Origin of the sequence: Halobaculum sp. EA56, assembly GCF_051195075.1 — an archaeon.
Lineage (GTDB): Archaea > Halobacteriota > Halobacteria > Halobacteriales > Haloferacaceae > Halobaculum.
The window spans coordinates 35,853-62,332 of sequence record NZ_JBNTJX010000012.1 but is presented as its reverse complement, the minus strand read 5'-3'; the positions used below and the strand labels follow the sequence as shown (position 1 = coordinate 62,332).

The 26,480-nt window shown below is 71.6% G+C and carries 25 protein-coding genes; 14 read left to right on the top strand and 11 right to left on the bottom strand.

The genetic code is table 11. The annotated features are described in order from the left end of the window. Nucleotides 1–9 precede the first annotated feature (9 nt). A complete protein-coding gene (locus tag ACQUQ1_RS16925) occupies nucleotides 10–1,005 on the top strand; it encodes an acetamidase/formamidase family protein (RefSeq protein ID WP_435065478.1) in 996 nt (331 codons plus the stop codon). On the opposite strand, the gene ACQUQ1_RS16920 is transcribed toward ACQUQ1_RS16925, so the two are convergent. The 3 genes from ACQUQ1_RS16920 to ACQUQ1_RS16910 all read right to left on the bottom strand — a co-directional run bounded on the left by ACQUQ1_RS16920 (nucleotide 963) and on the right by ACQUQ1_RS16910 (nucleotide 3,331). Continuing rightward, nucleotides 963–1,613, bottom strand: a complete 651-nt coding sequence (locus tag ACQUQ1_RS16920; protein WP_435065477.1) for a hypothetical protein — start codon at nucleotides 1,611–1,613, stop codon at nucleotides 963–965. The two genes, ACQUQ1_RS16925 and ACQUQ1_RS16920, sit on opposite strands and share 43 nt — an antisense overlap. Beyond that, nucleotides 1,603–2,709: a DUF3179 domain-containing protein gene (locus ACQUQ1_RS16915; RefSeq protein ID WP_435065476.1), complete on the bottom strand. Its 1,107-nt coding sequence runs from the start codon at nucleotides 2,707–2,709 to the stop codon at nucleotides 1,603–1,605. The genes ACQUQ1_RS16920 and ACQUQ1_RS16915 overlap by 11 nt, the downstream gene beginning before the upstream one ends. Nucleotides 2,710–2,797: 88 nt before the next feature. Next, nucleotides 2,798–3,331 (bottom strand): MOSC domain-containing protein, encoded by a 534-nt coding sequence (locus ACQUQ1_RS16910; RefSeq protein ID WP_435065475.1) that lies wholly within the window; start codon nucleotides 3,329–3,331, stop codon nucleotides 2,798–2,800. A gap of 184 nt (nucleotides 3,332–3,515) precedes the next feature. Here ACQUQ1_RS16910 and ACQUQ1_RS16905 point away from each other — a divergent pair, with 184 nt between their 5' ends. Then, a complete protein-coding gene (locus tag ACQUQ1_RS16905; RefSeq protein WP_435065474.1) occupies nucleotides 3,516–4,268 on the top strand; it encodes an MBL fold metallo-hydrolase in 753 nt (250 codons plus the stop codon). Beyond that, a complete protein-coding gene (locus tag ACQUQ1_RS16900; protein ID WP_435065473.1) occupies nucleotides 4,265–4,999 on the top strand; it encodes a sugar phosphate nucleotidyltransferase in 735 nt (244 codons plus the stop codon). Before ACQUQ1_RS16905 ends, ACQUQ1_RS16900 begins: the two co-directional genes overlap by 4 nt. A 36-nt stretch (nucleotides 5,000–5,035) precedes the next feature. Here ACQUQ1_RS16900 and ACQUQ1_RS16895 read toward each other — a convergent pair whose 3' ends face one another. Further along, nucleotides 5,036–5,971, bottom strand: a complete 936-nt coding sequence (locus ACQUQ1_RS16895) for a hypothetical protein (protein WP_435065472.1) — start codon at nucleotides 5,969–5,971, stop codon at nucleotides 5,036–5,038. A 125-nt stretch (nucleotides 5,972–6,096) separates the two neighbouring features. After that, the gene (locus ACQUQ1_RS16890) at nucleotides 6,097–7,356 is read right to left on the bottom strand and encodes a Glu/Leu/Phe/Val family dehydrogenase (protein WP_435065471.1); all 1,260 of its coding nucleotides are present in this window, start codon (nucleotides 7,354–7,356) and stop codon (nucleotides 6,097–6,099) included. A 360-nt stretch (nucleotides 7,357–7,716) separates the two neighbouring features. Here ACQUQ1_RS16890 and gdhB point away from each other — a divergent pair, with 360 nt between their 5' ends. Then, nucleotides 7,717–9,033, top strand: a complete 1,317-nt coding sequence (gdhB, locus tag ACQUQ1_RS16885) for a glutamate dehydrogenase GdhB (RefSeq protein WP_435065470.1) — start codon at nucleotides 7,717–7,719, stop codon at nucleotides 9,031–9,033. Between the two features lie 59 nt (nucleotides 9,034–9,092). Here gdhB and ACQUQ1_RS16880 read toward each other — a convergent pair whose 3' ends face one another. Beyond that, nucleotides 9,093–9,971 carry an HpcH/HpaI aldolase/citrate lyase family protein gene (locus ACQUQ1_RS16880; protein ID WP_435065469.1) on the bottom strand — a complete coding sequence of 293 codons (879 nt, stop codon included), beginning with the start codon at nucleotides 9,969–9,971 and terminating at the stop codon, nucleotides 9,093–9,095. A gap of 94 nt (nucleotides 9,972–10,065) precedes the next feature. Between ACQUQ1_RS16880 and ACQUQ1_RS16875 the strand changes: the two genes are divergently transcribed. The 4 genes from ACQUQ1_RS16875 to ACQUQ1_RS16860 all read left to right on the top strand — a co-directional run bounded on the left by ACQUQ1_RS16875 (nucleotide 10,066) and on the right by ACQUQ1_RS16860 (nucleotide 12,606). Further along, nucleotides 10,066–10,533 (top strand): MaoC family dehydratase, encoded by a 468-nt coding sequence (locus ACQUQ1_RS16875; RefSeq protein ID WP_435065468.1) that lies wholly within the window; start codon nucleotides 10,066–10,068, stop codon nucleotides 10,531–10,533. A gap of 144 nt (nucleotides 10,534–10,677) precedes the next feature. Next, nucleotides 10,678–11,355 (top strand): hypothetical protein, encoded by a 678-nt coding sequence (locus ACQUQ1_RS16870; protein ID WP_435065467.1) that lies wholly within the window; start codon nucleotides 10,678–10,680, stop codon nucleotides 11,353–11,355. A gap of 49 nt (nucleotides 11,356–11,404) precedes the next feature. Further along, nucleotides 11,405–12,022, top strand: coding sequence for a PH domain-containing protein (locus tag ACQUQ1_RS16865; protein ID WP_435065466.1), 618 nt, complete (start codon nucleotides 11,405–11,407; stop codon nucleotides 12,020–12,022). Then, nucleotides 12,022–12,606 carry a PH domain-containing protein gene (locus ACQUQ1_RS16860; protein ID WP_435065465.1) on the top strand — a complete coding sequence of 195 codons (585 nt, stop codon included), beginning with the start codon at nucleotides 12,022–12,024 and terminating at the stop codon, nucleotides 12,604–12,606. The genes ACQUQ1_RS16865 and ACQUQ1_RS16860 overlap by 1 nt, the downstream gene beginning before the upstream one ends. A gap of 185 nt (nucleotides 12,607–12,791) precedes the next feature. Here the strand turns inward: ACQUQ1_RS16860 and ACQUQ1_RS16855 are convergent, their stop codons facing one another. After that, entirely contained in the window at nucleotides 12,792–14,588 is a 1,797-nt protein-coding gene (locus ACQUQ1_RS16855) for an acyl-CoA carboxylase subunit beta (protein ID WP_435065464.1), read from the bottom strand. A gap of 191 nt (nucleotides 14,589–14,779) precedes the next feature. On the opposite strand from ACQUQ1_RS16855, the gene ACQUQ1_RS16850 reads away from it, so the two are divergent. Then, a complete protein-coding gene (locus tag ACQUQ1_RS16850; protein ID WP_435065498.1) occupies nucleotides 14,780–16,630 on the top strand; it encodes a S9 family peptidase in 1,851 nt (616 codons plus the stop codon). Between the two features lie 95 nt (nucleotides 16,631–16,725). Here ACQUQ1_RS16850 and ACQUQ1_RS16845 read toward each other — a convergent pair whose 3' ends face one another. The 4 genes from ACQUQ1_RS16845 to ACQUQ1_RS16830 form a co-directional block, all read right to left on the bottom strand. Continuing rightward, nucleotides 16,726–16,953, bottom strand: a complete 228-nt coding sequence (locus tag ACQUQ1_RS16845; protein ID WP_435065463.1) for a hypothetical protein — start codon at nucleotides 16,951–16,953, stop codon at nucleotides 16,726–16,728. A 48-nt stretch (nucleotides 16,954–17,001) separates the two neighbouring features. Further along, complete coding sequence (locus ACQUQ1_RS16840) at nucleotides 17,002–17,880, bottom strand: class 1 fructose-bisphosphatase (RefSeq protein WP_435065462.1); 879 nt, start codon at nucleotides 17,878–17,880, stop codon at nucleotides 17,002–17,004. Then, nucleotides 17,880–18,695, bottom strand: a complete 816-nt coding sequence (locus ACQUQ1_RS16835; RefSeq protein ID WP_435065461.1) for a class I fructose-bisphosphate aldolase — start codon at nucleotides 18,693–18,695, stop codon at nucleotides 17,880–17,882. Before ACQUQ1_RS16835 ends, ACQUQ1_RS16840 begins: the two co-directional genes overlap by 1 nt. A gap of 88 nt (nucleotides 18,696–18,783) precedes the next feature. Beyond that, on the bottom strand, nucleotides 18,784–19,422 hold the full coding sequence (locus ACQUQ1_RS16830; protein WP_435065460.1) for a DUF7409 domain-containing protein: 639 nt from the start codon (nucleotides 19,420–19,422) through the stop codon (nucleotides 18,784–18,786). Nucleotides 19,423–19,649: 227 nt separating this feature from the next. Between ACQUQ1_RS16830 and ACQUQ1_RS16825 the strand changes: the two genes are divergently transcribed. The 5 genes from ACQUQ1_RS16825 (at nucleotide 19,650) to ACQUQ1_RS16805 (ending at nucleotide 26,371) form a co-directional block, all read left to right on the top strand. Then, nucleotides 19,650–20,507, top strand: a complete 858-nt coding sequence (locus ACQUQ1_RS16825) for a 3-hydroxyacyl-CoA dehydrogenase family protein (protein WP_435065459.1) — start codon at nucleotides 19,650–19,652, stop codon at nucleotides 20,505–20,507. Nucleotides 20,508–20,630: 123 nt separating this feature from the next. Next, nucleotides 20,631–21,632 carry a phosphomevalonate decarboxylase MvaD gene (gene mvaD, locus ACQUQ1_RS16820; RefSeq protein ID WP_435065458.1) on the top strand — a complete coding sequence of 334 codons (1,002 nt, stop codon included), beginning with the start codon at nucleotides 20,631–20,633 and terminating at the stop codon, nucleotides 21,630–21,632. Between the two features lie 345 nt (nucleotides 21,633–21,977). Then, complete coding sequence (locus ACQUQ1_RS16815; protein WP_435065457.1) at nucleotides 21,978–23,120, top strand: NAD(P)/FAD-dependent oxidoreductase; 1,143 nt, start codon at nucleotides 21,978–21,980, stop codon at nucleotides 23,118–23,120. Between the two features lie 104 nt (nucleotides 23,121–23,224). Continuing rightward, nucleotides 23,225–23,374: a rubrerythrin-like domain-containing protein gene (locus ACQUQ1_RS16810; RefSeq protein WP_435065456.1), complete on the top strand. Its 150-nt coding sequence runs from the start codon at nucleotides 23,225–23,227 to the stop codon at nucleotides 23,372–23,374. Between the two features lie 159 nt (nucleotides 23,375–23,533). Then, nucleotides 23,534–26,371 carry a DEAD/DEAH box helicase gene (locus ACQUQ1_RS16805; protein WP_435065455.1) on the top strand — a complete coding sequence of 946 codons (2,838 nt, stop codon included), beginning with the start codon at nucleotides 23,534–23,536 and terminating at the stop codon, nucleotides 26,369–26,371. Nucleotides 26,372–26,480: the final 109 nt, after the last annotated feature.

Sequence of the window (26,480 nt, the reverse complement as noted above, 5' to 3'; positions counted from 1 at the left end):
CGTGATTCCATGCCACACCACGGGCACGACACCGACCGCGAGGAGTACTCGGTCGACCACCGGCTCTCCGACGCCGACCGGAACATCCACTCGGCGTGGGACAACTCCCTGGAGCCGGCGCTGACGGTCGAGGACGGCGACGTGGTCCGCTTCGAGTGCCGCGACGCGGTGGACCGCCAGATCGACGTGGAGACCACCGCCGAGGACGTGACGGACGTGAGCTTCGACCCCGTCCACCCCCTGACCGGGCCGGTGTACGTCGAGGGCGCCGAGCCGGGCGACGTCCTCGAGGTCGAACTGCTGGACCTCCAGCACAAGGGGTGGGGGTACAACCTCTACTTCCCCGGCGACATGGAACTGGGCCTGCTCCCCGAGGACTTCGACGAGCCGGGCATCCACATCTGGGACCTGGAGGGCGACGTCGGGAAGTTCGTCAACGGCATCGAGGTGCCGCTGGACCCGTTCCCGGGCGTCATCGGCAACGCCCCCGCCGAGGCCGGCGAACACGACACGCTCCCGCCGCGCTCGGTCGGCGGCAACATGGACGTGAAGCACATGACCGCCGGGTCGACCGTCTACCTCCCGGTGGAGGTGGAGGGCGCGCTCTTCTCGACGGGCGACTGCCACGCCGCCCAGGGCGACGGCGAGGTGTGCGTCACGGGCGTGGAGGCGCCGATGTTCGTCACCGCGCGGTTCCGCGTCCGGAAGGACATGGACATCGAACAGCCCGAACTCGCCACCTCCGGGCCGTTCACGCCCACCGGCGTCGACGAGCCGATGTACGCGACGACCGGCATCGACTCGGACCTGATGGAGGCGACGAAGAAGGCCACCCGGCACATGATCACGCACCTCGCGGAGCACCGGGGGCTCACCCGCGGGGAGGCGTACCTGCTGTGCTCGGCGGCGATGGACCTCAAGATCAGCGAGGTGGTCGACGCGCCCAACTGGACGGTGACCGCCTACATCCCCGAGAGCATCTTCCCGGACGAGGGGGCGGACTGAACGTCGAGCCGCCACCCCGCCCACAGCAGCGAGGCGACGAGCAGGAGGATCGCGGCGGGCCGCAGCCACGCGATCGCCGTCAGCGCCGTGCTCGTCGCCTGAAGCCCGAGGACGATGAACACCAGCGGGCCGCAGCAGGCCGTCCCCGACAGCAGCGCCGGCAGACCCGCCGCCAGCCCCGAGGCGGGAGAGATGTCACAGACGGTCGGCCGTCGCCACGCCAGCGCCGACAGCGCCAGGTTCGCGCCGACGAGGAGTCCGATGGCGACGGCGACCGCGAGCGTCCCGGGCACGAGCAGGTACTCGACGGGACCGACCGCGACGAGCGCGACCCCCTCGCCCGCGAGCGCGCGTGTCAGCGGCGCCGCCACGACGGTCACGGAGACGGCGCCGGCGTCAGCGCCCGCACCGGCCGTGCGCGAGACGACCCCGAGGTCGCCGACGGCGACGGCGTACACGAGCGTGTAGACGACCGTGGCCGCGGCCAGCACCGCCGCCGCGACGGGGTCGGCGAGCGCGGCGGCGAGCCCCCGGCGGGTCCGCGCCGCCGCCGTCGCGACGACGGCGACCGGACTCCGTCCGCCCGCGGTCTCGTGCTCACGCGACATACGCGGTCTCCGGGTAGAAGCCGCCCCAGGCGTGCCACATCGCGTCGAAGGCGTAGACGCGCTCCAGCGGCAGGTCGCCCGCGCGGTAGGGCTCGCCGTCGACGACGAACCGCCCCGGCTCCTCGCCGGCGGTCACGCTCGCGCCGTCCCGACGGTACACCCACCCGGTGTCGAGGCCCGGGTCGTACGCCGCCAGGAAGCCGTCGTCGTCGCTTCCGCCGCCGTCCGTTTCGAGCAGCCCACGCTCCCGGAGCGCGGGCTTGTCGAACGCGACGGCGCGGTCGGCGGTCCGGGCCCCGATCACGACCCGCTTCGGCTCGTCCAGCGTCTCGGTCCACCCCTCGTCGAGCGTCGGGAACAGCGTCCGGCCGCCGCCGTAGTAGCCGCTGGTGGGGTTGTAGTTGCCGTACGGGTCCGAGCCGTACCGCTTGGCGTAGCCGGTGTCCTCGGTCATCACGAGCGTGTCCGGGTGCGCGTCGCGCCACCTGCCCCACGTCGTCCACGTCAACCGGAACTCCCGGAGCTGGTCGCCCTCCCGGGGGCCGTCGACGGCGGTCGCCAGGATCTGCGGCCACCGGGAGTCGGTCGCGCGGTCGTACATGACGAGGTTGTTGTTCACCAGTTTCCCCGATACGCCGAAGGTGGTGTCGCCGCGGTCGAAGCCCATCGCGGTGCCCGTGAGCGGGCAGTAGGAGACGGCGACCGGCCTGCCGTCGAGCGTGTCGTTCGTTATCTCGTGCCAGACGAGGACGTCCTGCGGGTACGCCTTCACGTCCTCCTCGCCGGCGTACCCGAACACCACGTCGTCGTCCGCGACGGGGACCTCCCCGGCGGGCGCGAACTGCGGGTCGTCGACCGAGGGGATGCCGTCCTTGCCCGGGCCGCCGGAGACGGTCGCCTCCCGGAGCGTCTCCCGGTCCCACGGCTGGTACAGCGGCGTCTCGCGCGTCGGCGGCCCCGACGCGGCGGACCCGGCCGACGCCTCGGGGTCGCCGCCGTCGCTGCCGAGTATCCGCCCCGAACAGCCCGCCAGTCCCGCCGCCCCGGCGAGGCCGGCGGCCCGGAGGAGCCCCCTCCGCGTGGGTCTGTGTGACATACCACGAGGTACGGCCAGCGTCCGGAAAGCGGTGGTCCGGTCGTGCGAGCAGCCCGCACGGGGCGGCGACCGCCCCTCGACGGCGCCCTCACCTCCCCAGCGACTCCCTCAGCCGGTCGACGATCCGGCGGCCCTCGTCGCGTGGGTCCCCCTCCAGCACCTCGACCCCGTCGCCGACGGCGACCGCGCCGGGCTCGATCACGTCCGCACAGATCCCGCCGCGACGACCCTTGAGGGCCCGGGCGACCCCCTCCTCGCCGGCGACCTGCTCGACGTGGGCACACGGCGGGCGCGGGCGGGTCCCGTTGAGAACTGCTCCCGCGTCCGCGTCGCCGAGGCGGAACGTCGCCCCGAGGAGCGCGTCCAGGTCCGCGCCGCGGACGACGACGTTGCGGCGGTGGCGGCCGTCCGTGAGGTCGATGCCGAGGTCGTCGCGGATCGTCCCCAGGGCCTCGGCGGCGACGAGCGTCACCTCGCACACGTCAAACGGCGAGTAGTAGCCGGTGCCCGCCAGGTAGCGGTCCCCCTCGATGCCGCCCTCGACGAGGCGGACGCGGTCGTGCTCGACCATCGGGGCGGAGTCCTCGGGGGCGGTGAACAGGGCCTCGACGCGGGCGTTCATACCCGGTTCAGGGGCTCGCGGCGCAAAAGAGTACGGCGGGGGCGACGGGCGCGAGGGTGCACTGCGAGTACGGCGTGTCCGTACCCGACGATCCGGGACGGACCGTGACCGCACCGCCGCCGCGACGCGCCCGTCACCCCGCGCCGGCACAACCGTTTTGCCCTCCGGTACCGCCGTGGCACCCGTGCAGGTGACCGTGCTCGGGACCGGAGCCGCCGTCCCCGACGGCGACCGGTATCAGGCGGGGCTCGTCGTGGGGGCGGCGGACCGGCCGGACCCGCTCCTGATCGACTGCGGCGCCGGGACGATCCACCGCCTCGTGCAGGCGGGGTACGACCCCGCGGCGATAGACACGCTCCTGCTGACGCACCACCACCTCGACCACGTCGCCGACGTCCCGTCGCTGCTCAAGGCCCGACTGCTCCGCGGCGACACCGGGTTCACCGTCCTCGGGCCGCCCGGGACCGAGGCGTACCTCTCGCCGCTGCTGTCCGTCGACCGGCTGGCCGAGCGGTGCGAGGTGGCGGTCCGCGGGCTCGACGGGTCGCCGTTCTCGGCGGCGGGGCGGTCGATCGCCGCCTGCGAGACGGAACACTCGGCGACCGGGTTCGCCTACCGCGTCGACGACGCGTTCACGTTCAGCGGCGACACCGAGGCCTCCGGGCGGGTCGCCGCGTTCGCCGACGGGTCGGACGTGCTCGTCCACGACTGCGCGTACCCCGACGAGTCGGCGTCGAACCACGCGACGCCCGCGGCGCTCGGCCGGGCGCTCGCGGGCGTCGACGTCGGACGGGTGTACCTCACGCACCTGTACCCGGAGGCGGCCGACGCCGCCGAGGAGATGTGTCGGACCGTGAGCGAACACGCGGGCGTGGAGACACACGTCGCGGAGGACCTCCAGGTCATCGAGGTCCCCGGAGGAACGGAGGGACGATGACGGACCGGACGGTCACGACGGCCGTGGTCCTGGCCGCCGGGGAGGGGACGCGCCTGCGGCCGCGGACCGCGGACCGACCCAAGCCGCTCGTCGAGGTCGACGGGACGCCGATCCTGACGCGCTGTTTCGAGACGCTGATCGACCTCGGGATCCGCGAGGCCGTGGTCGTCGTCGGGTACCGGCACGAGGCGATCGTCGAGCGGTACGGGGCCGCCTACCGGGACCTGGACGTCCAGTACGCCCACCAGGCCGAGCGGGACGGCCTCGCTCACGCGGTCCTCGCGGCCGAGGGGCACGTCGACGCCGACTTCGTCGTCGTGAACGGCGACAACGTCTACTCGGCGAACCTGCCGGCGGCGCTGGATCGACACGCCGAGTCGACCGCCGACGTCACCTTCCCGGTCGAGGAGGTGCCCCGCGAGGAGGCGGGTGGGGGCGCGGTCTGCGAACTCGACGACGACGGGGCCGTCACGGGGCTGGTCGAGAAGCCGGACGACCCGCCCTCGACCCTCGTCCCGGCGGCGTTCTACGTCCTCCCGCCGGAGGTCTTCCCGGCGTGTCGGATCGTCCGCCCCTCGGAGCGCGGCGAGTACGAACTCGCGGACGCGATCGACCTGTTGATCCACGCCGGGTACCGGGTGGAGACGGTCCCGTTCGAGGGGTGGAAGGTGAACGTCAACACGGAGGACGACATCGAGCGGGCCGAGCGGCTGCTGGCGCGGGAGGGGTGAAGGGGTCGGCGCCGATCCCGCGGTCGCGTCACGGGCTCACCGATACCCGAGGTGGGCGAGCCGTTCGAGCGGTTCCTCCTCCCCGGCCGCCGACCCGGTCCCCCGGGGCGGGTCCGAGGTGACCTCGCGGCGCTCCTCGAAGTCGGTCTCCAGCCAGGGGACGGTGACGAGCTTCCCGGTGTAGACCCCCTCGGGGTGCCCGTACCCCCGGAGCGGAACCGGCCAGGCGAACTCCCCGAGGAGGTTCCCGTGATCGGAGGTGACGACCGTCTTTCCGGTCAGTTCGGCGCACAGGTCGCGGACGAACGGGAGCACGAGTTCGAGGTTCTCCCGGTACGCCCGCCACACGCGCTCCGCGGAGAGCTCGCCGTCTCTGAGTCGCGCCCACACCTTCTTTCCGGGGGCGGGTTCCGCCCCGGAGAGCTTGTCGTACGCCGTCATCCCGGACTCCGTGATACCCAGGCCGGTCTCGCCGATGAACGGCTGATGCGGCTGGATGAAGTGTCCGATGACCCGTTTGTTCGGGTACTCGGCGTGGGCGTCTCTGATCGCGTCCGCGACGGGGGTCGGCCGGACCGTGTTCACCTCCCCGTCCCAGTGGTCCTCCCAGACATCCACGACCGCGTGGAACACGGCGTCCAGGTCGACGCTACACCACTCGTCGACCCTGGGTACCGGGTTGGCGGTCACGTACACCGTGTCGTGGTGCGTCGTGCCCGCGAAGTTCTCCTCGAAGAACTCGGCGGTACACGAGCCCCTGGAGGTTCGGGACTCGAGCGGGCGTGAGAAGCCGTGTACCTCCGCGAAGAGGTCGTAGCGACACGCGTCCAGAACTAGGAGCGTGTCCCAGTCCTCCCCCATCACCGCCGTTCCGCGCCGCGGGACGATCGAGAAGTACTTGCGGATCACCGACTCCCTGACGTCGGCGAGGGACGTGCCGTTCGGATACCGAGGGTCGCTCCGGGCCTGCACGGCTGTCCGTGTCCGCGTTCGCGACCATAGTTAGTTCTCGGCTTCGGGTCCCGTCCCGAGTTAAGAGCCCCCTGAACGCGTCGCCGGTCGGGGCCGACGCACGGATGCGTCGGGTCGGCGGCGGCTCAGGGCCAGTTGCCGTTGTCCATGAACGCGTCGACCACCCGCTGGATGGCGACGACGTACGCTGCCGTCCGGAAGTTCGGCACGTCGAGCGCCTCGTAGCACTCGGTGAGGTCGTCGAACGCCGAGACGATGTGGCGCTCCAGTTCCTCGTTGACCTTCTCCTCGGACCAGTAGAAGCGCTGGCGGTTCTGCACCCACTCGAAGTAGCTGACGGTGACGCCCCCCGCGTTCGCGAGGATGTCCGGGAACACGTGGACGTCGGACTCGGTGAGCACGTCGTCGGCGTCGGGCGTGAGCGGGCCGTTCGCGGCCTCGACGATCACGTCCGCCTCGACGTCGCGGGCGAGGTCGGCGTCGATGGCGTTCTCCAGAGCCGCAGGGACGAGCAGGTCCACGTCGAGGGTGAGCAGGTCCTCGTTGGAGAACTCCTCGTCGGCGTCGGGGTAGCCCGAGACGGAGCCCGTCTCGTTCTTGTGGGCCTTCACGTCGCGGGCGTCGAGGCCGTCCTCGGCGTACACCGCGCCCGAGGAGTCGGAGACGGCGACGATGTCGGCGCCGAGGTCCTCGATGAGGTAGGCGGCGATGTGGCCGGCGTTGCCGTATCCCTGCACGGCGACGCTGGCGCCCTCCATGTCCGTGCCGAGGTAGTCGAACGCCTCGCGGGCCGTGAGCATCACCGAGCGCCCGGTCGCCTCGACGCGCCCCTCGGAGCCGCCCGCCTCCAGCGACTTGCCGGTGACGACGCCGGGCTCGGTCGTCCCCTCCAGCGTCTCGTAGGTGTCCTTGATCCAGTTCATCTCCCGCTGGCCCGTGTTCACGTCGGGGGCGGGGATGTCGCGGTCCTCGCCGATGAGCGGGCGGAGTTCCTCGGCGAACGAACGGGTGACGCGCTCCAGCTCCGACGCCGAGTGGTCGGAGGGGTCGATCACGATCCCGCCCTTGCCGCCGCCGTAGGGGATGTCGACGGTCGCACACTTGTACACCATCCACCCGGACAGCGCCTTCACCTCGTCGCGCGTGACGCCGGGGTGATAGCGGATCCCGCCCTTGTACGGCCCGCGGTCGCCGTTGAACTGCGAGCGGAACGCGCGGAAGCGCTCGATGGACCCGTCGTCCATGTCGACCGAGAGGTTCAGCTCGAGCACCCGTTCGGGGTTCTTCAGCCGGTCGATCACGTCGTCGCCGACGTCGAGGTAGGCCGCGGCGTCGTCGATCTGTTCCTGGAGGCTCTCGAAGGGGTTCGCCTCGTCACCGGACATACCTGATCGGCCATCGGCGCCGTTCTTAACCGTGCCGAATCAATACCATGCATATACCTTATAGTACCTAAAATTCACATCTATCGGACGGGGTCACGTCCGGCCCTCCGTCCGGTCGTCGCCGGCGACGCCGAACGGCCGTGTCGGGGGTCGAGGGGCCGCCGCGGCGACGCTTGGCGGGTCGGCCGCCGGTCTCCCGTCCCGGCCGATCGGGGGGCTCCGGGCCGATCCCGCCCGAACCTGGCCGTTCCCATTGTGGTTATATCCCTTAGTCGAATGAATACCATCAATATTAAATCCGCCAGCGCTGGACGGGGCGGTATCGACCCCGCCGCGTCCGGCGGCGGCCGACACACCACCATGTCAACCGGAACCGCAGACTCCGCCGAGAACCGGCCCGCGACGAACGACGACGCCGACCCCGAGAGCGCGCTCGCGACGGCCCGGCGGCAACTGGAGCACGCCGCCGTCCACCTCGACGTCGACCCCGGCGTCATCGAGCGGCTGAAGCACCCGACGACGGTCCACCGCGTCGCGGTGCCGCTGGAACGTGACGACGGCTCCGTCGAGGTGTTCACGGGGTACCGCGCCCAGCACGACGACGTGCGCGGCCCGTACAAGGGCGGCCTCCGGTTCCACCCGGAGGTCAGCGAGGAGGAGTGCGTGGGCCTGTCGATGTGGATGACCTGGAAGTGCGCCGTGATGGACCTCCCCTTCGGCGGCGGGAAGGGCGGCATCGTCGCCGACCCCAAGCGGCTGTCGGACGGGGAGCGGGAGCGGCTGACCCGGCGGTTCGCCGAGGAACTCCGCCCGTTCGTCGGGCCGAAGAAGGACATCCCCGCGCCCGACATGGGCACCGACGCCCAGACGATGGCGTGGTTCATGGACGCCTACTCGATGCAGGAGGGCGAGACGATCCCCGGCGTCGTCACGGGCAAGCCGCCAGTCGTCGGCGGCACCGAGGGCAGGGAGGAGGCGCCGGGGCGCTCGGTCGCCATCGTCGCCCGCGAGGCCGCCGACTACTACGGCTACGACCTTGACGGTCTGACGGTCGCCGTGCAGGGGTACGGCTCGGTCGGCGCGAACGCCGCCCGCCTGCTCGACGACTGGGGCGCGGACGTGGTGTCGGTCTCCGACACCGGGGGCGCCGTCTACGACCCGGACGGCCTCGACACGCACGCGGTCCCCAGCTTCGCCGAGGAGCCGAACGCAGTCACCGAGTTCGGGAGCGACGCGCCGGGCGTCGACCTGCTCGACGACGGGAGCGACATCCTCGAACTCGACGTGGACGTGCTCGTGCCGGCCGCCGTCGGCAACGTGCTCACCGCGGACAACGCGACCGACGTGCGCGCCGACGTCGTCGTCGAGGGGGCCAACGGCCCGACGACGTTCGCGGCCGACGAGATCCTCGCCGAGCGCGGCATCCACGTGATCCCGGACATCCTCGCGAACGCCGGCGGCGTCACCGCCAGCTACTTCGAGTGGCTCCAGGACATCAACCGGCGCACCTGGACGCTCGAACAGGTCCGAACCGAACTCGAATCGGAGATGCTCTCGGCGTGGGACGACGTGCGGCGGGAGGTGGAGGCCCGCGACGTCACGTGGCGCGACGCGGCCTACGTCGTCGCGCTCGGCCGCATCGCGGAGGCGAAGAGCGTCCGGGGCCTGTGGCCCTGACGCGGGGGCGGTAGCGGCTCGCGCCGGGCGCCTCTCCCGTCCTACTCGACACCCTCCCTCTACTCCTCCGTCCCGGACCACTCGCCCGCCAGCCGGGCGTACTCGCGCACCCGTTCGGCCCGCGCGATCAGGGGGGCGTCGATCATCTCGCCGTCGACCTCGAACACGCCCCGGTCCTCGTCGGCGGCCTCGTCGCGGGCGGCCAGCACCTCGCGGGCCCACGCGATCTCCTCGCCGTCAGGCGTGAACGAGTCGTTGATCACGGGCACCTGCGCAGGGTGGATCGCCATCTTGCCGTCGTACCCGAGCGTCGCCGCGAAGCGCGTCTCCTCGCGCAGGCCGTCGGCGTCCTCGAAGTCGGTGAACACGGTGTCTATCGCGTCGACGCCGGCGGCCGCGGCGGCCGTCACGACCTTCTCGCGGGCGTACAGCACCTCCGTCCCCTCGTCGGTCCGCGACGCGCCGAGGTCGGCCGAGAGGTCCTCGGCGCCGAAGGCGACGGCGTCGGTCGGTCCGGCGTCGGCGATCTCTTCTGCACGTAGCACGCCCCGCGCGGTCTCGATCAGCGCGATCACGGGGACGCGACGGCCGTGCTCGCGCAGTTGGTCGCCGAGATGCTCGACGGCGTCGCCCGACTCGGCCTTCGGGAGCATCACCGCGTCGAACGGGGCACCCCCGTCGCTCCCGTCGCCGTCGTCGGTCAGCACCTCCAGGTCCCGGTACGTCTCCGTGCCGGTGACGCGGACGCACACCTCGGCGTCCGGGTCGAACTCCGGCGACGCGAGCACCTCGCGGACGGCCGCGCGCGCCTCCGCCTTCCGGGCGGGCGCGACGGCGTCCTCCAGGTCGAACACGACGGTGTCGGCGCCGGCCGCGGGCGCCTTCCGCATCAGCTCCGGGCGGTCCCCCGGCGAGAACATGACGCTGCGTCTCGGCATGGGCGACGGTTCGGCCGTGGGCGGTATCAATCCCGACGGCGTTCCGCGGCCGGTTCCCGCACCGTTTTAGACGCCCGCAGGCGACCCCCCGCACATGGCCGGCAAGTATTACGAGGAGTTCGAGGTCGGCGAGACCATCGTCCACGGGAAGCGCCGGACGGTCACCGAGCGCGACAACCAGACCTTCTGCGACATGACGATGAACCAACAGCCGCTCCACCTCGACGCCGAGTTCGCCGCGGACACGCAGTTCGGCGAGCGACTGGTCAACGGCATCTACACCATGGCGCTGGCGACGGGGCTGTCGATCCCCGACACGACCGACGGCACCATCGTCGCGAACCTCTCGTACGACGACGTGGAGCACCCGAACCCGGTGTTCCACGGCGACACGATCCGCGCGGAGTCGACGGTGCTGGACAAGCGCGAGACCAGCGACGGCGAGCGCGGCGTCGTGACGATGCGGGTCGACGCGTACAAGGTCGACGACGGGGACGACGACACGCTCGTCTGTTCGTTCGAGCGCACGGTGCTGTCGTTGAAACGGGAGAACGCCGAGTAGCGCGGACGGGTGACGCCGCGGGGCCGTCGGCCCCGTCCCGCTCTCGGGATAGCAATCCCCCGACGCCCGGCAAAATTATCTCGGAATACGGGGCATACTACTATGTGACCCGACGCCCGAGGTCACGCCGATCACCGAGTGACGATGGACGGGACGGACCACGACGGCGCCGCGGAGGAGCCCGGAGCGACTGTCGACGGTCGCCCGGTCGGAATCGACGACGACGGGACGCTCGACAGGGTGGCCCGGTACATGGCCCGCGAACTGTGCGCGGGGTTCCGGTACCACGACAGGGGAGAGCGGTCGGCCGCCGTCGAGTCGTTCGCGGAGGTCGACCGCCGACAGTTCTCACACGTCGGCGACGACCGGGCGGAGCGGGCGGCGCGGGCGTACGTCGACGCGCTGTGGGCGAAAGACGACATCGAGAACGCGCACGCGGTCGACGGCGACCCCGACCGCGACGCCCTCGCCGCGGCCGACTGGGCGCCCGTGCGCCAACCGCTCGCCGAGCGGGCGGACCTGCTCGGGATGGACCGCGAGTACGCGACGGCGACCACGCGGGCGTGGCGCGAGCACAAGGCCGGCGGCGACTACTGGACGCCGATGCTGCGGGCCCAGGCGATCGAGTTCCGGACCGCCGTCGGCGACGACGCCTACCCCGGGAAGCCGAGCGACGGGCAGTCGGGCTTCGGCCCGGCACCCGTCCGCTACCTGGTCGGCGTCGAACTCCACGACCTCCACGAGCGGCGCCGCTGGGCGGAGGCGGAGCGCGTGATGCAGCCGTACTACCGGCGGATCCTCGCCGCACACCGGGACGGCTGACCGGCGCGCGCGCCGGCGGCTTTATCACACCGGCACGACATCCCCGGCCATGTCGTCACCCTCCGCCGACGGCGAACTGCCCGCCGGCTTCGACTGGCTCTCGCTCGACCCCGAGGAGGAGGTCGTCTGGACCGGCAAGCCCCACTCGATGAGCCTCGTTCCCGCCCTCGTGGTCGGGGTCCCGCTGTCGCTCGTGCTCGTCGGAATCGCGATCATCGCGTCGGCGTACCTCCAGCGTGAGAACACCGAGTACGTGATCACGACCGAGGCGCTGTACAAGAAGCGCGGCGTCCTCTCGCGCGACGTGAAGCGCGTCGGGTTCGAGAAGGTGCAGGACACCTCCTACACGCAGGACTTCTTCGGCACCCAGTTCGGCTACGGCACGGTCGACATCTCCACGGCCGGCGGCGCCGGTGTCGAGCTCAGCTTCGACAACGTCGAGGAGCCGAAACGGATCCAGGAGCTGGTCAACGAGCGCATCCGCGCCCGCGACGGCCGGGGCTCCGGCGAGGAGTCGACGGGCGACGTGCTCGACGACATCCTCGCGGAGCTTCGCGCGATCCGCGCCGCCGTCGAGGGCGACGGCACTCGCGCCGCCGGCGACGACGAACCGGTCGGCCGCGATGCGACGCCGTCGGCCGACGCCGCCGCCGGCGACGAGGAGTGATGTCCGACTCCGGTTCCGCCGGCGTCCCGGACGCCGTGCCGGTCGGCGGCGACGAGTCCGTGCTGTGGACCGGGCGGCCGCGGCTCTCGGCGGCGCTGCCCGCGGCGTTCGTCGGGGTGCTCGTCGCCGGCGTAGGGGTGGCCGTCGCCGTCGGCCCCGCGACTGGCGCCAGGGTCGGTCTCATGGTCGCCGCGCTCGCCGTCCTGGTCGGCCTCGCGATTCCGGGGGTCGCGGTGCTGTCGCTGGTGAACACCCGCTACGTTCTCACCGACCGGGCGGCGTCGGTGAAGACGGGCGTCGTCGGGCGACGGGTGGCCCGCGCGCGGCTCTCGACGGTCGAGAACTCCGCGTACGAGCAGTCGGTCACCGGATCGCTGTTCGGCTACGGAACGGTGACGCTGGAGACGGCGGCCGACGGCGTCTCCTTCCGGCGGGTGGACGACCCGCAGGCGGTACGGTCGCTCGTCGACGAACACACCCGCGGCGCCGGCGACGAGGCCGACGATTCGATCCCCGGGTCGATCGGCTCGTGGCGGGCCGTCCGCGAAGAGGTCCGACGGATCCGGGCGGCGATCGAGAGGTGAGGCGGCACCGGAGGCGGCATGGACGCTCGGCGTCAGGAGGGAGACGCGAAGCTTAGTGGTCGGGATGGTAGCGAACAGACGGCGCGGTTCGCTCGGACGACGGGGCGCCGTACACCCGCTGACCGTCGTCCGGTCGGTCGGTCAGGTCACGGGCGGGGTGGTCCCGTCACCGGATATAAATCCGACTAGAGGATCGTGCCGTGCTTCTTGTCGGGAACCGACTTCTCGATGTCCTCGTAGAAGTCGAACCGGTGGACGAGTTCCTCGCGCAGGTCCGACGGGGCGACGATCTCGTCGATGACGACCTCGCTCGCCATCCGGTGGATGTCGATGTCTCGGCGGTACTCCTCGCGGAGTTCCCGCTCGGTCTCCTCGCGCTCCTCCGGGTCGTCGATCTCGGCGAGCTTGTTCGCGTACACCGCGTTGATGGCCGCCTCGGGACCCATGATCCCGATCTCGCCGGACGGGAGGCCGATGACGGACTCGGGCTCGTAGGCCGGGCCCCCCATCGCGTAGATGCCCGCGCCGTACGCCTTGCGGACGACGACGGTCTGTTTCGGGACGGTCGCCGAGGACGTGGCGTAGATGAACTTCTTGCCCTTCTCGAGGATGGCGTCCTTCTCGACCTGCGAACCGGCCATGAACCCCGGCGTGTCACAGAGGTACAGCAGCGGGACCTCGTAGGCGTCGCACGTCCAGATGAACTCGGCGGCCTTCTCGGCGGCGTCGGGGAAGATGGCGCCCGAGCGCTCGGTCGGCTGGTTCGCGACGACCCCCACCGGCCGGCCGTCGATGCGGGCGAACGCCGTGACGATCTCCTTCCCGTACTCCGATTTCAGCTCGAAGACGGACTCCGCGTCGCAGATCCGCTCCAGGAGGTCGTGGACCTCGTACGGGCGGTTCGGCGCCTCCGGGATCAGCTCGTCGATCCCCTCCGGGGAGTACGTCGGCGGCTTCGCCTCGCTCCGCGGCGGCTTCTCGCCGGCCTTGTCCGGGAGGTAGCTCATCAGGTCCGCGACGAGCCGGCGGGCGTGGCGCTCGTCCTCGGCGACGAGGTCCGCGCTCCCGGAGTACTTCGCGTGCACGTCCGGGCCCCCGAGGTCGTCCATCTCGATCTCCTCGCCGGTGACCATCTTCACCATCCGCGGCGACGCGATCGCCATCGCTGACATCCCCTCGACCATGACCGTGAAGTCCGCGAAGACGGGGGTGTAGGCGGCGCCGGCGATGCAGGGTCCGTAGAGCACGCAGATCTGCGGGACGCGCCCCGAGAGCATCGAGTGGTTGTAGTAGTACTTCCCGATGCCCTCGCGGTTGGCGAAGAAGCCGGTCTGCTGGTCGATCCGGCCGCCGCTGGAGTCCATCAGGTACAGCACGGGCTTGCCGTTCTTCAGCGCGCGCTGTTGCATCCGGAGGAACTTCTCGACGCCCCGGCCGGCCATCGACCCCGCCTTCACGGTGAAGTCGTTCGCCATGAAGTGGAGGTCCCGCCCCTCGAACTCGGCCGCGCCGGTGATGAGGCCGTCCGCGGGGAGGCGGGTTCCCTCGTCGTACTCGTCGACGTCGGGGGAGTTGGGGTGCCAGGCGTCGAAGTGGGCGAACTTGCCGTCCTCGAACTTCACGCCGTCGGCGGCGCCCTCGCGGTCGGCGTCGCCGGCGCCGCCCGTCCCGCCCTCGCCGAACCAGAGATCGAGGCGGTCGCGAACGAACAGCTTCCCCTGCTCGGGCAGGCGGTCCCTGTACTTCTCGGGGCCGCCCTCCAGGATGTCCTCGATCTCCGCGCGGAGCTCCGCCTCGCGGTCGGTCGGCCCGAGGTCGTCCTCCAGGGGGTACTCGACCTCGGGCGGTTCGGCGCCCGCGAGCGGCTCGTCGGCGTCCTCACCGGCGTACACGTCGACGGCGACGCCGAAGTGCTCGGCCATCGCCTCGGCGATGGCGGCGGCCTCGTCCTCGGTCGCCGCCGGGCCCACGTGGACTTTCATACCGTGGTGTGCGCAAGAATTGCGGAAAGGGTTTTCCATGGACGGCGGCGCGGGGCGCCCGCGTTCGCGCCGAACTGTCAACTATGTTTCCGAACGGTCGTTCTGGACAGACTCAAGTCGGCCGCGTCGAACGTGGGACCGTGACGGACGATCACGACGACACCCTCCGGTCCCTCGCGGAACTGCCGACGATGGCCCACCCCGCCGCCGCCCCCGACGGCGACGAGGTGGCGCTGTACTACGACATCGACGGCCGCAACGAACTGTACCTCCTCGACCCCGAGACGGGCGAGCTGGAGCGGTGGTCCGACGGGCAGGTCCCGAAGGACGCCCGCCACGGCTTCGCCTGGAGCGCCGACGGCGAGCGCGTCTTCTTCCACCTCGACGAGGCCGGCGACGAGCAGAACGACGTCCACGTCATCGACCGCGACGGCGACGCGGCGCCCGTCGTCGAGCACGACGGGCAGGTGGCGCTCCAGTCCGTCGGCGACGACGGCGAGACGCTGCTGTACGGCTCGAACCACGGCGGGCAGATGAACGTCTACCGCCACGACCTCGCCTCGGGGGAGTCGACGAAGCTCACAGACTCCGACCGCGCGGTGTGGACGGCGGATCTGTCCCCCGACTGCGAGCGGTTCGCGTACTCGACGAACGAGTCGGACGACTACGACAACGTCGACGTGTTCCTCGCGGACATCGACGGCTCGAACGCCCGAAACCTCGGCATCGGCGAGACGGGCGCCGAGTCCGTCCCCGCCGACTGGCGCCCCGACGGCGACGCGCTGCTCGTCTCGGACAACACGACCGACGTGGGTCGCTGCGGCGTCTACGACCTCGACGCCGACGAGGTGACGTGGTACGGCGGGGCCGAGTACGAGGAGGAGCCGGCGTTCTTCCTCCCGGACGGCGAGCGCTTCCTCGCGACGCGGACGCGCGACGCCGAGGTCGTCCCCGTCGTCTACGACACGACGACCGGCGAGGGCCGCGAACTCGACGTGCCCGGCGGCGTCGCCACGTTCGGCCGCGGCGCCTCCGGCGACGGGTGGGTCCTCGACGACGACCGGGTGCTGATCATGCACACCACCCCGACCCGCCGTCCCGAACTGCTCGCGTACGACCTCGCGGACGACGAGTACGAGACGGTACTGGAGGCCGAGTACGGGCCGTTCTCGCCCGACGACTTCCGCGACGCCGAGTACTTCACGGTCGAGTCGGACGGCGTGCCCGAGACGCCCCAGCGCGCGGTCGAGCACGACCCGTACGAGGAACTGGAGATCGGCGCGATCCTCTACGACTCCGGCGAGCGCCCGTCGCCGCTGGTCGTCAACCCCCACGGCGGCCCGCGCCACCGGGACACGCTGTCGTTCGGCTACCGCACGCAGTTCCTGCTCTCGCGCGGCTTCTCGGTGCTCCAGGTGAACTACCGCGGCTCCACCGGCCGCGGACGCGAGTTCGTCGAGGAACTGTACGACGACTGGGGCGGCGCCGAGCAGGGCGACGTGGCGACCGCAGTCGAGCACGTCCTCGACGAACACGACTGGCTCGACGACGATCGCGTCGTCGTGTACGGCGGCTCCTACGGCGGGTACTCGGCCAATTGGCAGATGCTGCAGTTCCCGGACCTGTACGCCGCGGGCGTCACCTGGGTCGGCGTCTCCGACCTGTTCGACATGGCCGAGAACACGATGCCGCACTTCCGCTCGGAGCTGATGGTGAAGTACCTCGGGGAACCGGACGAGAACCCCGACCTGTACGAGGAGCGCTCGCCCGTGACCCACGCCGAGAACCTGGACGCGCCGCTGCTCGTCGTCCACGGCGTCAACGACCCCCGCGTGCCGGTGTCGCAGGCGCGGCTTCTCCGCGACGCGCTCGAGGACGCGGGGTTCGAGGAGGGCGATGACTTCGAGTACGAGGAGCTCGGCGAGGAGGGACACGGCTCCTCCGATATCGACGACAAGATCCGGAGCCTCGAACTGCTCGACGACTTCCTCGGGCGGCGCGTCGGGACGACGGAGGCCGACGTCGCCGCGGGCGACGACTGAGGCGGTCGACGTCGCCGGCCTTCCGGGCGGAGCGGCACGAGGACCGCTCCGCCGTCCGGCCGCGGTCTCGCTCGGCTTCGCCTCGCTCGACCGCGCTAGTCGAACATCTTGTCGTCGAACTCCAGCACGTCGAAGCCGCCCTCGCCGCCCCACCCCTCCATCACCCGGCTCTGGTACAGCATCATCGCCACCTTTGGCACCGCCTGCGGGGGGACCGGCGAGGCGTCGTCGAAGGCGCCCTCCGCCCAGGTGTTGTACTCGTCGACGATGTCCATGGCGTCCTTGAAGCTCCGCAACATGAGCGCCTTGTAGCGGTCTCTCATTGTCCGCGTTCGGCACCGGCGACGTGTGGGTTTATCGGTTCCCGACGGTCACGACAGCGCCGACTCCAGCCGCTCGATCAGCTCGGCGTTCCCGACGTGCACCGGCACGCGCTGGTGGATCCCCGTCGCGGGCACGTCCAGCAGCGAGCGGTCGCCGTCGGAGGAGCGGCCGCCCGCGCCCTCGACGAGGTACGCGACGGGGTTCCCCTCGAACTGGAGGCGGAGCTTCCCGTCCGGTGCCGACTCCAGCGCGGGGTAGGCGAACACGCCGCCGTAGGAGAGCACCTGGCTCACGTCGGCGATCATCGCGCCGCCGTACCGGAGCTTGAGTTCCTCCTCGACCTCGTCGACGTAGGCCGCGAAGTCGTCGGGCCAGTCGGGGACCCGGCCGCCGAAGCCGTACACCGTCGGGTCGTCCGGGAGGTCGACGCGGTCGAGCGGCTCCCGCTCGCCGTCGTCAGTGACCAGGTACTCCCGGATCGTCGCGTCGCCGGGGGCGCCGACGCCCGCTACCATCGTCGTCACCGGCCCGTACAGCACGAACCCGGCCCCGACGAGGTCACGGCCCGAGGCCGGGAGGTCGCCGTCGTACGCCGCGACGACGGTGCCCATCGGGTTGTTCGACTTGAGGTTCGAGGAGCCGTCGAGCGGGTCGACCGCGACCGACACGCCGCCGCCGCCGGCGTCGACGGCCGACTCGCGCTCCTCGCTGGCGTACGTGCCGACGCCGTCCACGTCCGAGAGCGCCTCCTCCAGCAGGTCGTCGGCGTACACGTCCGCCGCGAGCACCTCCTCGCCGGAGGGGTTCTCCCCCTCCAGGTACCGTCGACGCCCGGGGAGGCCGTCGCGGACGTCCGGCGCGACGGCGGCGACGGTCTCCAGCGCCGCCTCGGCGACGGCGACGGGGTCCCGGTCCTGTCCGGACATCAGTCGTCGGCGACGGCCGAGGCGGTGGTGTGCTCCAGCGCCTCCTCGACGCTCGCGTCCTCGAAGATGACCGCCTCCAGCGCGTCGAGGATCTCCCCGGGGTTCTCACGCTGGAAGACGTTCCGGCCGACCGCGAGCCCCTGTGCGCCCCCGTCGAGGGCCTCGGAGACGGTCTCGAGGAACGCGCGGTCGTCCGTCTTCGACCCGCCCGACATCACGACCTTCGTCGGGCCGGCCATCCGCGCCGCCTTCGCCATCGCCTCCGTCGATCCGGGGAACTTCACCTTCGCGATGTCGGCCCCGAGTTCGAGGCCGAGGCGCGCGGCGTACGCGATCGTGTCGGGGGCGGTGTCGTTCTTCAGCCCCTGCCCGCGCGGGTACGACCACATCACGACGCCCATGTCGTGCTCGCGGGCCGCCTCCTGCGCGTCGCGGAACTCCTCGGCCATCTCGACCTCGTGGTTCGACCCGCCGTACAGGGTGAACCCGATCGCGTCCGCGCCCAGTTCGGCCGCGTAGTCGACCGACCAGTTCACCGCGGAGTCGGGCTCGCCCATCCAGAGGTTCGAGGTGCCGTTGAGCTTCGCCAGCAGCGTCACGTCGTCCTCGTAGCTCGGGTAGTACGATTCGGCGACGCCCTTCCCGACCGCCAACGCCGTGACGGCGTCGTGGGTCGCGAGGTCGAACACGCGCTCGGGGTCGGCCGTCTCCGGGTTCGGCTCGAAGTCCACGGGACCGTGCTCGATGCCGTGGTCGTACGCGAGGATCAGCGCCTTCCCGTTCCGGGTGATCGCCTCGTCGGCGTCGGGGATCATATATGGTACATGGCAACGCCATCGCGCATAAATCGAATGGTGTCGACGATATGATATTTACTCGCCCCCGAGTAGCGCCTTCGTTCGGTCAGTCGACGTGTTCGGCGGCGGCGTCGCGGAGCGCGGCCACGCGGTCGGCGTCGCGGTCGAGGGCGTCGGCCACCTCGTCGGGGTCGGCGATGGCGAGCGCGCGGGCGGAGGTGATCCCGGCCTCGGCGAGGTCGGCGGCGTCGCCGGCGGTCACGCCCGCCACCTCCTCGACCGGGACGGGACGCGAGCGTTCGCGCCACGCGGACTCGGCGGCGACGGGGTCGCCGGACCCGTCGGTCTTCGTCGAGGCCGCGCCGTCGCCGGCGGCGGCGACCCACGCCGCCTCGGCGTCGTCGTCGGACTGCCCCCCGGACCCGTCGCCGTGGTCCGTCGCCTCGAGAGGGCCGGTGTCGGCGTCGTCGTCCGGGTCGGCGTCGGCGGCCTGCCAATCGCCGGACGACGCCGCGACCCACGCGCGCTCCTCGTCGCCGAGGCCGCGGACCTGCGAGGATCGCCGCCGGAGGTCCTCGCCCTCCGACTCGAACGACCACGCGAGCGAGTGCTCCCGGCGGATGCGCGCGGCGACGCCGGGGTTGACGCCGGCGTCGGTGAGCATCCGGTACGACACCCGCCGGTCGCGGATCTCGGCCGCGCCGAACGGCGCGTCCGCCAGCACCGCGGCTGTCGCGTCCCCCACGAATTTCACCTCCCGGACGTCCTCATCCCCCACTCCCGGTCACCTGTGGGCACGGTCGACGCGGAACCCTTTAACCTTTCTGCGCACGTTCTCACTGGCGGATAATTCCGTCCGGGGGACGGACGGACGCTGCGCTACACTACCACCTCGGTCACGGAGTCCGAGCCGCCGGCCCGCGTCGCTCCGCTCCGCTACGCTTACGGTGACCGGCCGGACACCACTCCTCCATGCGCGGACTCTCCGAGATCGAGACGGTCGGCGTCGTCGGCGCGGGCACGATGGGCAACGGCATCGCGCAGGTCGCCGCCACCGCCGGCTACGACGTGGTCATGCGCGACATCGAACAGGAGTTCGTCGACGACGGCTTCGACGCCATCGAGTCGTCGCTGTCGCGCCTCGACGGCAAGGACGCCCTCGACGAGGACCCGGAGGGCATCGTCGACCGCATCACGGGCACGACGGACCTGGACGACCTGGCGGACGCCGACCTCGTCGTCGAGGCGGCGCTGGAGGACATGGACGTGAAGCGGGACGTCTTCGCGGACCTCGACTCGATCACCGACGACGACGTGGTGCTCGCGACGAACACCTCGACGCTCTCCATCACGACCATCGCGTCGGCCACCGACCGGGAGGACCTGGTCGTCGGCCTCCACTTCATGAACCCCGTCCCCGTCATGAAGGGGGTCGAGGTGGTCACCGGCGAGAAGACGGGCGACGACGCGGCCGAGTTCGCCCACGCCTTCGCCGAGGACCTGGGCAAGGAGACGTGGGAGAGCGACGACAAGCCCGGGTTCGTCACCAACCGCGTGCTCATGCCGTGGATCAACGAGGGGATCCGCGCGTACGACGAGGGGGTCGCGACGAAGGAGGACATGGACAAGGGGATGAAGCTCGGGACGAACGTCCCGATGGGACCCCTCGAACTGGCCGACCACATCGGGCTCGACATCTGTCTCGACGCCAGCCGGACGCTCCACGAGGAGCTGGGCGACCGCTACAAGCCGGCCTACCTCCTCAAGCGGAAGGTCGACGCCGGCGACCTGGGCAAGAAGACCGGGAAGGGCTTCTACGAGTACGAGTGACGCGGGTCGGCCCCCGTCGACGCCGACGCGGCCCCGGACAGGACACCGGCACCGCTGCCGACGCCGACGGCCCGGATACGACCATTCGGAACGACTAACCCCCGGCCCGCCCGTTCGCCGGGTATGAAGGCCACCGCGACGGCCCACCCGATCCAGGGCCTCGTGAAGTACCACGGGATGCGCGACGCGGAGCGGCGGCTCCCGTACCACGACTCGATCAGCCTCTGTACGGCCCCCTCGCGGACGACGACGACCGTCGAGTGGGAACCGGACGCCCCGCCCGCGGACGACCAGTTCCGTATCGACGGCGAGGTCGTGGACGGACGCGGCGCCGAGCGCATCGGGATGGTCGCCGACCACGTCCGCGACATCGCCGATCTGGACGCCGCCGTCCGCGTCGAGTCCGAGAACTCCTTCCCGTCGAACGTCGGCTTCGGCTCCTCGTCGTCGGGGTTCGCCGCGCTGGCGACGGCGTTGGTGGAGGCCGCCGGCCTCGACATGACGCGCCCGGAGATCTCGACGGTCGCGCGCCGCGGCTCCTCGTCGGCCGCCCGCGCGGTCACCGGCGCCTACTCGGTGCTCTACGCCGGGATGAACGACGAGGACTGCCGCGCCGAGCGCCTCGACGTGGGCGTCGGTCCCGACGGCTTCGACCCGGAGGAGGACCTGCGCGTGGTGACGGCGCTCGTCCCGGCCTACAAGGAGACCGAGGAGGCTCACCGCGAGGCGGAGGCGAGCCACATGTTCGACGCCCGGATGGCCCACGTCCACGAGCAGCTCCAGCGGATGCGCGACCGCCTCCGGGCCGGGGAGTTCCCGGGCATCTTCGAGATCGCCGAACACGACTCGCTGTCGCTGACGGCGACGACGATGACCGGCCCCGCGGGCTGGGTGTACTGGCAGCCCGAGACCGTCGCCGTGTTCAACGCGGTGCGGGAGCTCCGCGAGGAGGAGGGCGTGCCCGTCTACTTCTCGACGGATACCGGCGCGAGCGTCTACGTCAACACGCCCGCCGAGCACGCCGAGCGCGTCGAGGAGCGCGTCGCGCAGGTCGGCGTCGAGACCGACGTCTGGGAGGTCGGCGGCCCGGCGCGCGTCCTCGGGGAGTCGAAGTCGCTGTTTTGAGCCCCGGGGACGCGGGTCCGGGCCGACGCATTGCCGTCGCTGCGTCCTCCGGCTGACAGGCGGCGCGGATGCGTCCGAGGGATCCCCGAACCCCTCGCCGCCGCGGGCGGTGCGCCGCACACCCGCTCGTCGCCCGCGGGCCGTCGTCACGTCATCGGGGCGTCTGGTCCCGGTATCGGATATGAACTCTCGCGGTGCCGCCGTCGGTCGAGGCGCTCGCTTCGCTCACGGCTCACGCTGTTCGCCGTTCGCCTCGCGGTCTCCCTCCGGTCGACCGCGCTTCGCTCCCTCGCGCCTCCCACGTCCCGCCACGTCCTTACCCGCGCGACCCGTAGCTGTGTCCGAATGCACGTCGCCGTTCTCGGCGCCGGCTACGCCGGCGTCACCCTGACCCGGAAACTCGAATCCCGGCTTCCCCCCGAGGTCGACATCACGCTCGTCAACGAGAACCCGGAGCACGTCCTCGTCCACGAGACCCACCGCGCGATCCGGCGGCCGGCGGTCGCGGACGCCATCTCGGTGCCGCTGTCGGACCTGCTCGACCGGGCCGAGCTGGTCGTCGACCGCGTCGTCGACGTGGACCCCGACGGCGGACGCGCGGAGTTGGCGTCCGGCGACGCCGTCGAGTGGGACTACGGCGCGCTGTGTCTCGGCTCGGAAACGGCCTACTACGGGATCGAGGGGCTCCGCGAGCACGCGACGCCGCTGAAGTCCCTCGACCACGCCGCGACCATCCGGGCGGACTTCCTCGACGTCCTCGCGGACGGCGGGCGGGCCGTCGTCGGCGGCGCCGGTCTCTCGGGCGTGCAGGTCGCGGGCGAACTCGCCGCGCTGGCCGACGAGGAGGGACGCGCGGTGCCGGGAGACGTGGAGGTCGTGATCGTCGAGATGCTGTCGGAGGTCGCCGCGAACTTCCCGCCGAACTTCCGCCGCGCGGTCCGGGAGCAGTTGGAGGCCCGCGGCGTCGAGATCCGGACGGAGACCACCGTCGAGCGGGTGCGCGGCGACCGGATCGTCACCGACGACGGCGACCTCGCGTACGACCAGTTCGTCTGGACCGGCGGCATCGCCGGCGACGAGGCGCTCGACGGCGACCGCCCCGCCGTCCGGGCGGACCTCCGGCTCGGGGAGCGCACGTTCGCGCTCGGCGACGCCGCCAGCGTCGTCGACGCCGCCGGCGAGCCGGTCCCGGCGTCCGCCTCGGCGGCCGTCCGCGAGGCCGACACCGCCGCCGAGAACCTCGCGCGGCTGGTCGACCACGAGCGCTCGCCGTCGGCGGACGGGTTCGCGCCGCGACTGGCGCGGTACCGCTTCGACGTGCCCGGCTGGCTCGTCTCCGTCGGCGACGGCGCCGTGGCGCAGCTCGGGCCGACCGTGCTCACCGGCGCCGCAGCGCGGGCCACCAAGGCGTCCGTGGGCGCTGGTTACCTCACCTCCGTCGGCGCCGTGCGCAACGCCGTCGAACTCGCTGAGGAGGAGCTCCGGTAGGGAACGAAACTGGACGTGTGTCCACCAGCAACCCTCTAGGTCCTTTGATCGCTGGGATCGATCTATAGATAATGCTTACCCGTCCGTGTGGGGGACGATCTCGTATGCCAGCCAACGACATCGACCCGTACGAGGCCTCCGGCGGGCTCTTCGAGTGCGTCGACTGCGGCGGACGGACCGAGGCGGAGAGCACCCCGGGGACGTGTCAGAGCTGCGGCGGCGAGGTCCGCAACATCGCGGTGAGCCGGGAGTAGGCGTCCGTCGTCCGCACGCGGCCGCTCGGGCACCTCGATACCTCAGCCCGCGTTTCGGTCCCGGTCGACGGTCGTCGGAACGGCCGAATCGGTTCCCGGCGAGCGGCCGTACCGGCCGGGAGCGCGACCCTTAACCCGATCGCGCCGCAATCGACGCCGATGAGCGAGCCGCCGCGAGCGACGGGGATGGACGCCTTCGCGGCGCTGGGCGAGGAGGTGCGGTCGGCGCTGTCCGAGCGCGGCTTCTCGACGCCGACGGCGCCCCAGCGCCGCGCCATCCCGCCGCTCGCGGAGGGACGCGACGCGCTCGTTATCGCCCCCACGGGCACCGGCAAGACCGAGACGGCGATGCTGCCGGTGTTCTCGGCGCTGGCGGGGACCCGTCCCGAGGGGCTGGGCGCGCTGTACGTGACGCCGCTACGGGCGCTCAACCGCGACATGCGCGAGCGCCTGGAGTGGTGGGGCGAGTACCTCGACCTCGACGTCCAGGTCCGCCACGGCGACACCTCCGACTACCGGCGGAGCAAGCAGGCCGACGACCCGCCGGACGTGCTCGTGACGACGCCGGAGACGCTGCAGGCGATGCTGACGGGCGAGAAGCTCCGGGCGGCCCTCTCGGACGTGGACCACGTCGTCGTCGACGAGGTCCACGAACTGGCCGCCTCGAAGCGCGGCGCACAGTTGACCGTGGGGCTGGAGCGCGTCCGGCGCCTCGCGGGCGACTTCCAGCGGATCGGCCTCTCGGCGACGGTCGGCGACCCCGAGGAGGTCGGCCGCTTCCTCACGGGCGACCGCGGCTGTGCGATCGTCGAGATCGACGCCGGAACCGAGGTCGAGTTCGAGGTGGTCTCCCCGGAGGTGACCGACGAGGACGAACGGCTCGCGGGGAAGCTGGCGACCGACCCCGACATCGCGAGCCACGTCCGGCTGATCCGCGATATCGTCCGCGAGCACGAGTCGACGCTGATCTTCGTGAACACCCGCCAGACGGCCGAGGCGCTCGGCTCGCGGTTCAAGACGCTCGGCGAGCCGATCGGCGTCCACCACGGATCGCTGTCGAAGGACGCGCGCATCGAGGTGGAGGACGCGTTCAAGTCGGGCGAGATAGCGGGACTCGTGTGCACCTCCTCGATGGAACTGGGGATCGACGTGGGGCGCGTCGACCACGTCGTCCAGTACAACTCCCCCCGCGAGGTCGCCCGCCTGCTCCAGCGCGTCGGGCGCGCGGGACACCGGCGGGGCGAGACGAGCCACGGCACGATCGTCACCGACAGCCCCGACGACACGATGGAGGCGCTGGCCATCGCCCGCCGGGCCGCAGACGGCGACGTGGAGGAGTCGGGCATCCACCACGGGAGCCTCGACACGCTCGCGAACCAGATCGTCGGCCTGTTGATGGACATGGGGGAGGTCGACGCCCGCGGGGCGTACGAGCTGATCACGCGGGCGTACCCGTTCCGCGACCTCCCCGAGGAGACGTTCCGGGAGGTCGCGCGGGAGCTGTCGGGCAACCGCCTGCTGTGGATCGACGAGGAGCGCGACGTGCTCGAAACCTCGGGTGGCACCTGGCAGTACTACTACCGGAACCTCTCGATGATCCCCGACGAGGAGACGTACGACGTGTACGACATTTCCTCGCGCCGCCAGATCGGCACGCTCGACGAGCGCTTCGTCGTCAACTTCGCCCAGCCTGGGGAGGCGTTCATCCAGCGCGGGGAGCTGTGGCGGATCAACGACATCGACGAGGAGGAGTCGGAGGTGAACGTCACGCCCATCGAGGACCCGGCCGGCGAGGTGCCCTCCTGGACCGGGCAGGAGATCCCGGTCCCACGCGCCGTCGCCGCGGAGGTGGGCGAGATGCGCCGGGTCGCCGAGTCCCAGTTCGCCGGCGGCGCCGACGCGGACGCGGTCGCCCGGGAGTTCGCCGCCCGTTATCCCGCGGAGGCGGACACGGTCGGCGTGGGGCTCGATACCGTACGGAAGCACGCCGAGGCGGGGCACCCGATGCCGACGGACGACCGGATCGTCGTGGAGGGGCGGGGCCGCTCGATCGCCGTCAACGCCGCCTTCGGCCACGAGGTGAACCGGACGCTCGGCCGGCTGCTCTCGGCGCTGATCGGCCAGCGGACCGGCTCGTCGGTCGGGATGGAGGCGGACCCCTACCGCGTCGAGCTGGAGGTGCCGAGCGGCGTCACCCCGGGCACCGTCATCGAGGTGCTGGAGGAGACGGACCCCGCCCACGTCGAGGCGCTGCTGGAGCTGGCGCTGAAGAACTCGGACACGCTCAAGTTCACGCTCGCGCACGTCGCCGCGAAGTTCGGCGCGCTCAAGCGCTACCAGGGGAACAAACGCTTCGGCGGCGACCGCCTCGTGGCCGCGCTGGAGGACACGCCCGTGTTCGACGAGGCCGTGCGGGAGGTGTTCCACACGGAACTGGCGGTCGAGGAGACGGCCGACCTGCTCGGGGACGTCCGCGACGGCGACGTCGAGGTCGTCGCCGCCCGCGAGCGGACGCCGCTCGGCACCGCCGGACGCTCGTCCGGACGGGAGTTCCTCGTCCCCGAGAACGCCGACGCCTCCGTGATCGAGACGATCCGCGACCGGATCATGGACGACCACGTCATCCAGCTGTGCGTCCACTGCGGCGAGTGGAACCAGCGGACGAAGGTGCGCCGCGTCCGCGACACCCCCGAGTGTCCCGAATGCGGCTCCACCCGGATCGCCGCGCTGAACCCGTGGGACGAGGAGACCGTCGCGGCGGTGCGGGCCGGCGACAAGGACGACGAGCAGGAGCGCCTCACGCGGAAGGCGAACCGGGCGGCGAACCTGGTGCAGGCGCACGGCAAGCAGGCGGTGATCGCGCTGGCGGCCCGCGGCGTGGGCCCGCACAACGCCGCGCGGATCATCGGGAAGCTCCGGGAGAACGAGGACGACTTCTACCGCGACATCCTGAGACAGGAGCGGCAGTACGCCCGGACGAAGAGCTTCTGGGAGTGATCTCCTCCTCGTGGCACCCGGAGGGACCGGGAGCGATCCCCACCGAATAGCCACGGGGCGAGTCCCAGCGTTCGGGAATCGCGTCCGCCGCCTTAGGGGGTCCGGCGGG

What these genes read in the sequence shown, in the direction of transcription:
- ACQUQ1_RS16925 (WP_435065478.1), top strand. Translation starts at nt 10, where the DNA reads ATGCCACACCACGGGCACGACACCGACCGCGAGGAGTACTCGGTCGAC.
- ACQUQ1_RS16920 (WP_435065477.1), bottom strand. Translation starts at nt 1,613, where the DNA reads ATGTCGCGTGAGCACGAGACCGCGGGCGGACGGAGTCCGGTCGCCGTC.
- ACQUQ1_RS16915 (WP_435065476.1), bottom strand. Translation starts at nt 2,709, where the DNA reads ATGTCACACAGACCCACGCGGAGGGGGCTCCTCCGGGCCGCCGGCCTC.
- ACQUQ1_RS16910 (WP_435065475.1), bottom strand. Translation starts at nt 3,331, where the DNA reads ATGAACGCCCGCGTCGAGGCCCTGTTCACCGCCCCCGAGGACTCCGCC.
- ACQUQ1_RS16900 (WP_435065473.1), top strand. Translation starts at nt 4,265, where the DNA reads ATGACGGACCGGACGGTCACGACGGCCGTGGTCCTGGCCGCCGGGGAG.
- ACQUQ1_RS16890 (WP_435065471.1), bottom strand. Translation starts at nt 7,356, where the DNA reads ATGTCCGGTGACGAGGCGAACCCCTTCGAGAGCCTCCAGGAACAGATC.
- gdhB (WP_435065470.1), top strand. Translation starts at nt 7,717, where the DNA reads ATGTCAACCGGAACCGCAGACTCCGCCGAGAACCGGCCCGCGACGAAC.
- ACQUQ1_RS16880 (WP_435065469.1), bottom strand. Translation starts at nt 9,971, where the DNA reads ATGCCGAGACGCAGCGTCATGTTCTCGCCGGGGGACCGCCCGGAGCTG.
- ACQUQ1_RS16875 (WP_435065468.1), top strand. Translation starts at nt 10,066, where the DNA reads ATGGCCGGCAAGTATTACGAGGAGTTCGAGGTCGGCGAGACCATCGTC.
- ACQUQ1_RS16870 (WP_435065467.1), top strand. Translation starts at nt 10,678, where the DNA reads ATGGACGGGACGGACCACGACGGCGCCGCGGAGGAGCCCGGAGCGACT.
- ACQUQ1_RS16865 (WP_435065466.1), top strand. Translation starts at nt 11,405, where the DNA reads ATGTCGTCACCCTCCGCCGACGGCGAACTGCCCGCCGGCTTCGACTGG.
- ACQUQ1_RS16860 (WP_435065465.1), top strand. Translation starts at nt 12,022, where the DNA reads ATGTCCGACTCCGGTTCCGCCGGCGTCCCGGACGCCGTGCCGGTCGGC.
- ACQUQ1_RS16855 (WP_435065464.1), bottom strand. Translation starts at nt 14,588, where the DNA reads ATGAAAGTCCACGTGGGCCCGGCGGCGACCGAGGACGAGGCCGCCGCC.
- ACQUQ1_RS16850 (WP_435065498.1), top strand. Translation starts at nt 14,780, where the DNA reads ATGGCCCACCCCGCCGCCGCCCCCGACGGCGACGAGGTGGCGCTGTAC.
- ACQUQ1_RS16845 (WP_435065463.1), bottom strand. Translation starts at nt 16,953, where the DNA reads ATGAGAGACCGCTACAAGGCGCTCATGTTGCGGAGCTTCAAGGACGCC.
- ACQUQ1_RS16840 (WP_435065462.1), bottom strand. Translation starts at nt 17,880, where the DNA reads ATGTCCGGACAGGACCGGGACCCCGTCGCCGTCGCCGAGGCGGCGCTG.
- ACQUQ1_RS16835 (WP_435065461.1), bottom strand. Translation starts at nt 18,695, where the DNA reads ATGATCCCCGACGCCGACGAGGCGATCACCCGGAACGGGAAGGCGCTG.
- ACQUQ1_RS16825 (WP_435065459.1), top strand. Translation starts at nt 19,650, where the DNA reads ATGCGCGGACTCTCCGAGATCGAGACGGTCGGCGTCGTCGGCGCGGGC.
- mvaD (WP_435065458.1), top strand. Translation starts at nt 20,631, where the DNA reads ATGAAGGCCACCGCGACGGCCCACCCGATCCAGGGCCTCGTGAAGTAC.
- ACQUQ1_RS16815 (WP_435065457.1), top strand. Translation starts at nt 21,978, where the DNA reads ATGCACGTCGCCGTTCTCGGCGCCGGCTACGCCGGCGTCACCCTGACC.
- ACQUQ1_RS16810 (WP_435065456.1), top strand. Translation starts at nt 23,225, where the DNA reads ATGCCAGCCAACGACATCGACCCGTACGAGGCCTCCGGCGGGCTCTTC.
- ACQUQ1_RS16805 (WP_435065455.1), top strand. Translation starts at nt 23,534, where the DNA reads ATGAGCGAGCCGCCGCGAGCGACGGGGATGGACGCCTTCGCGGCGCTG.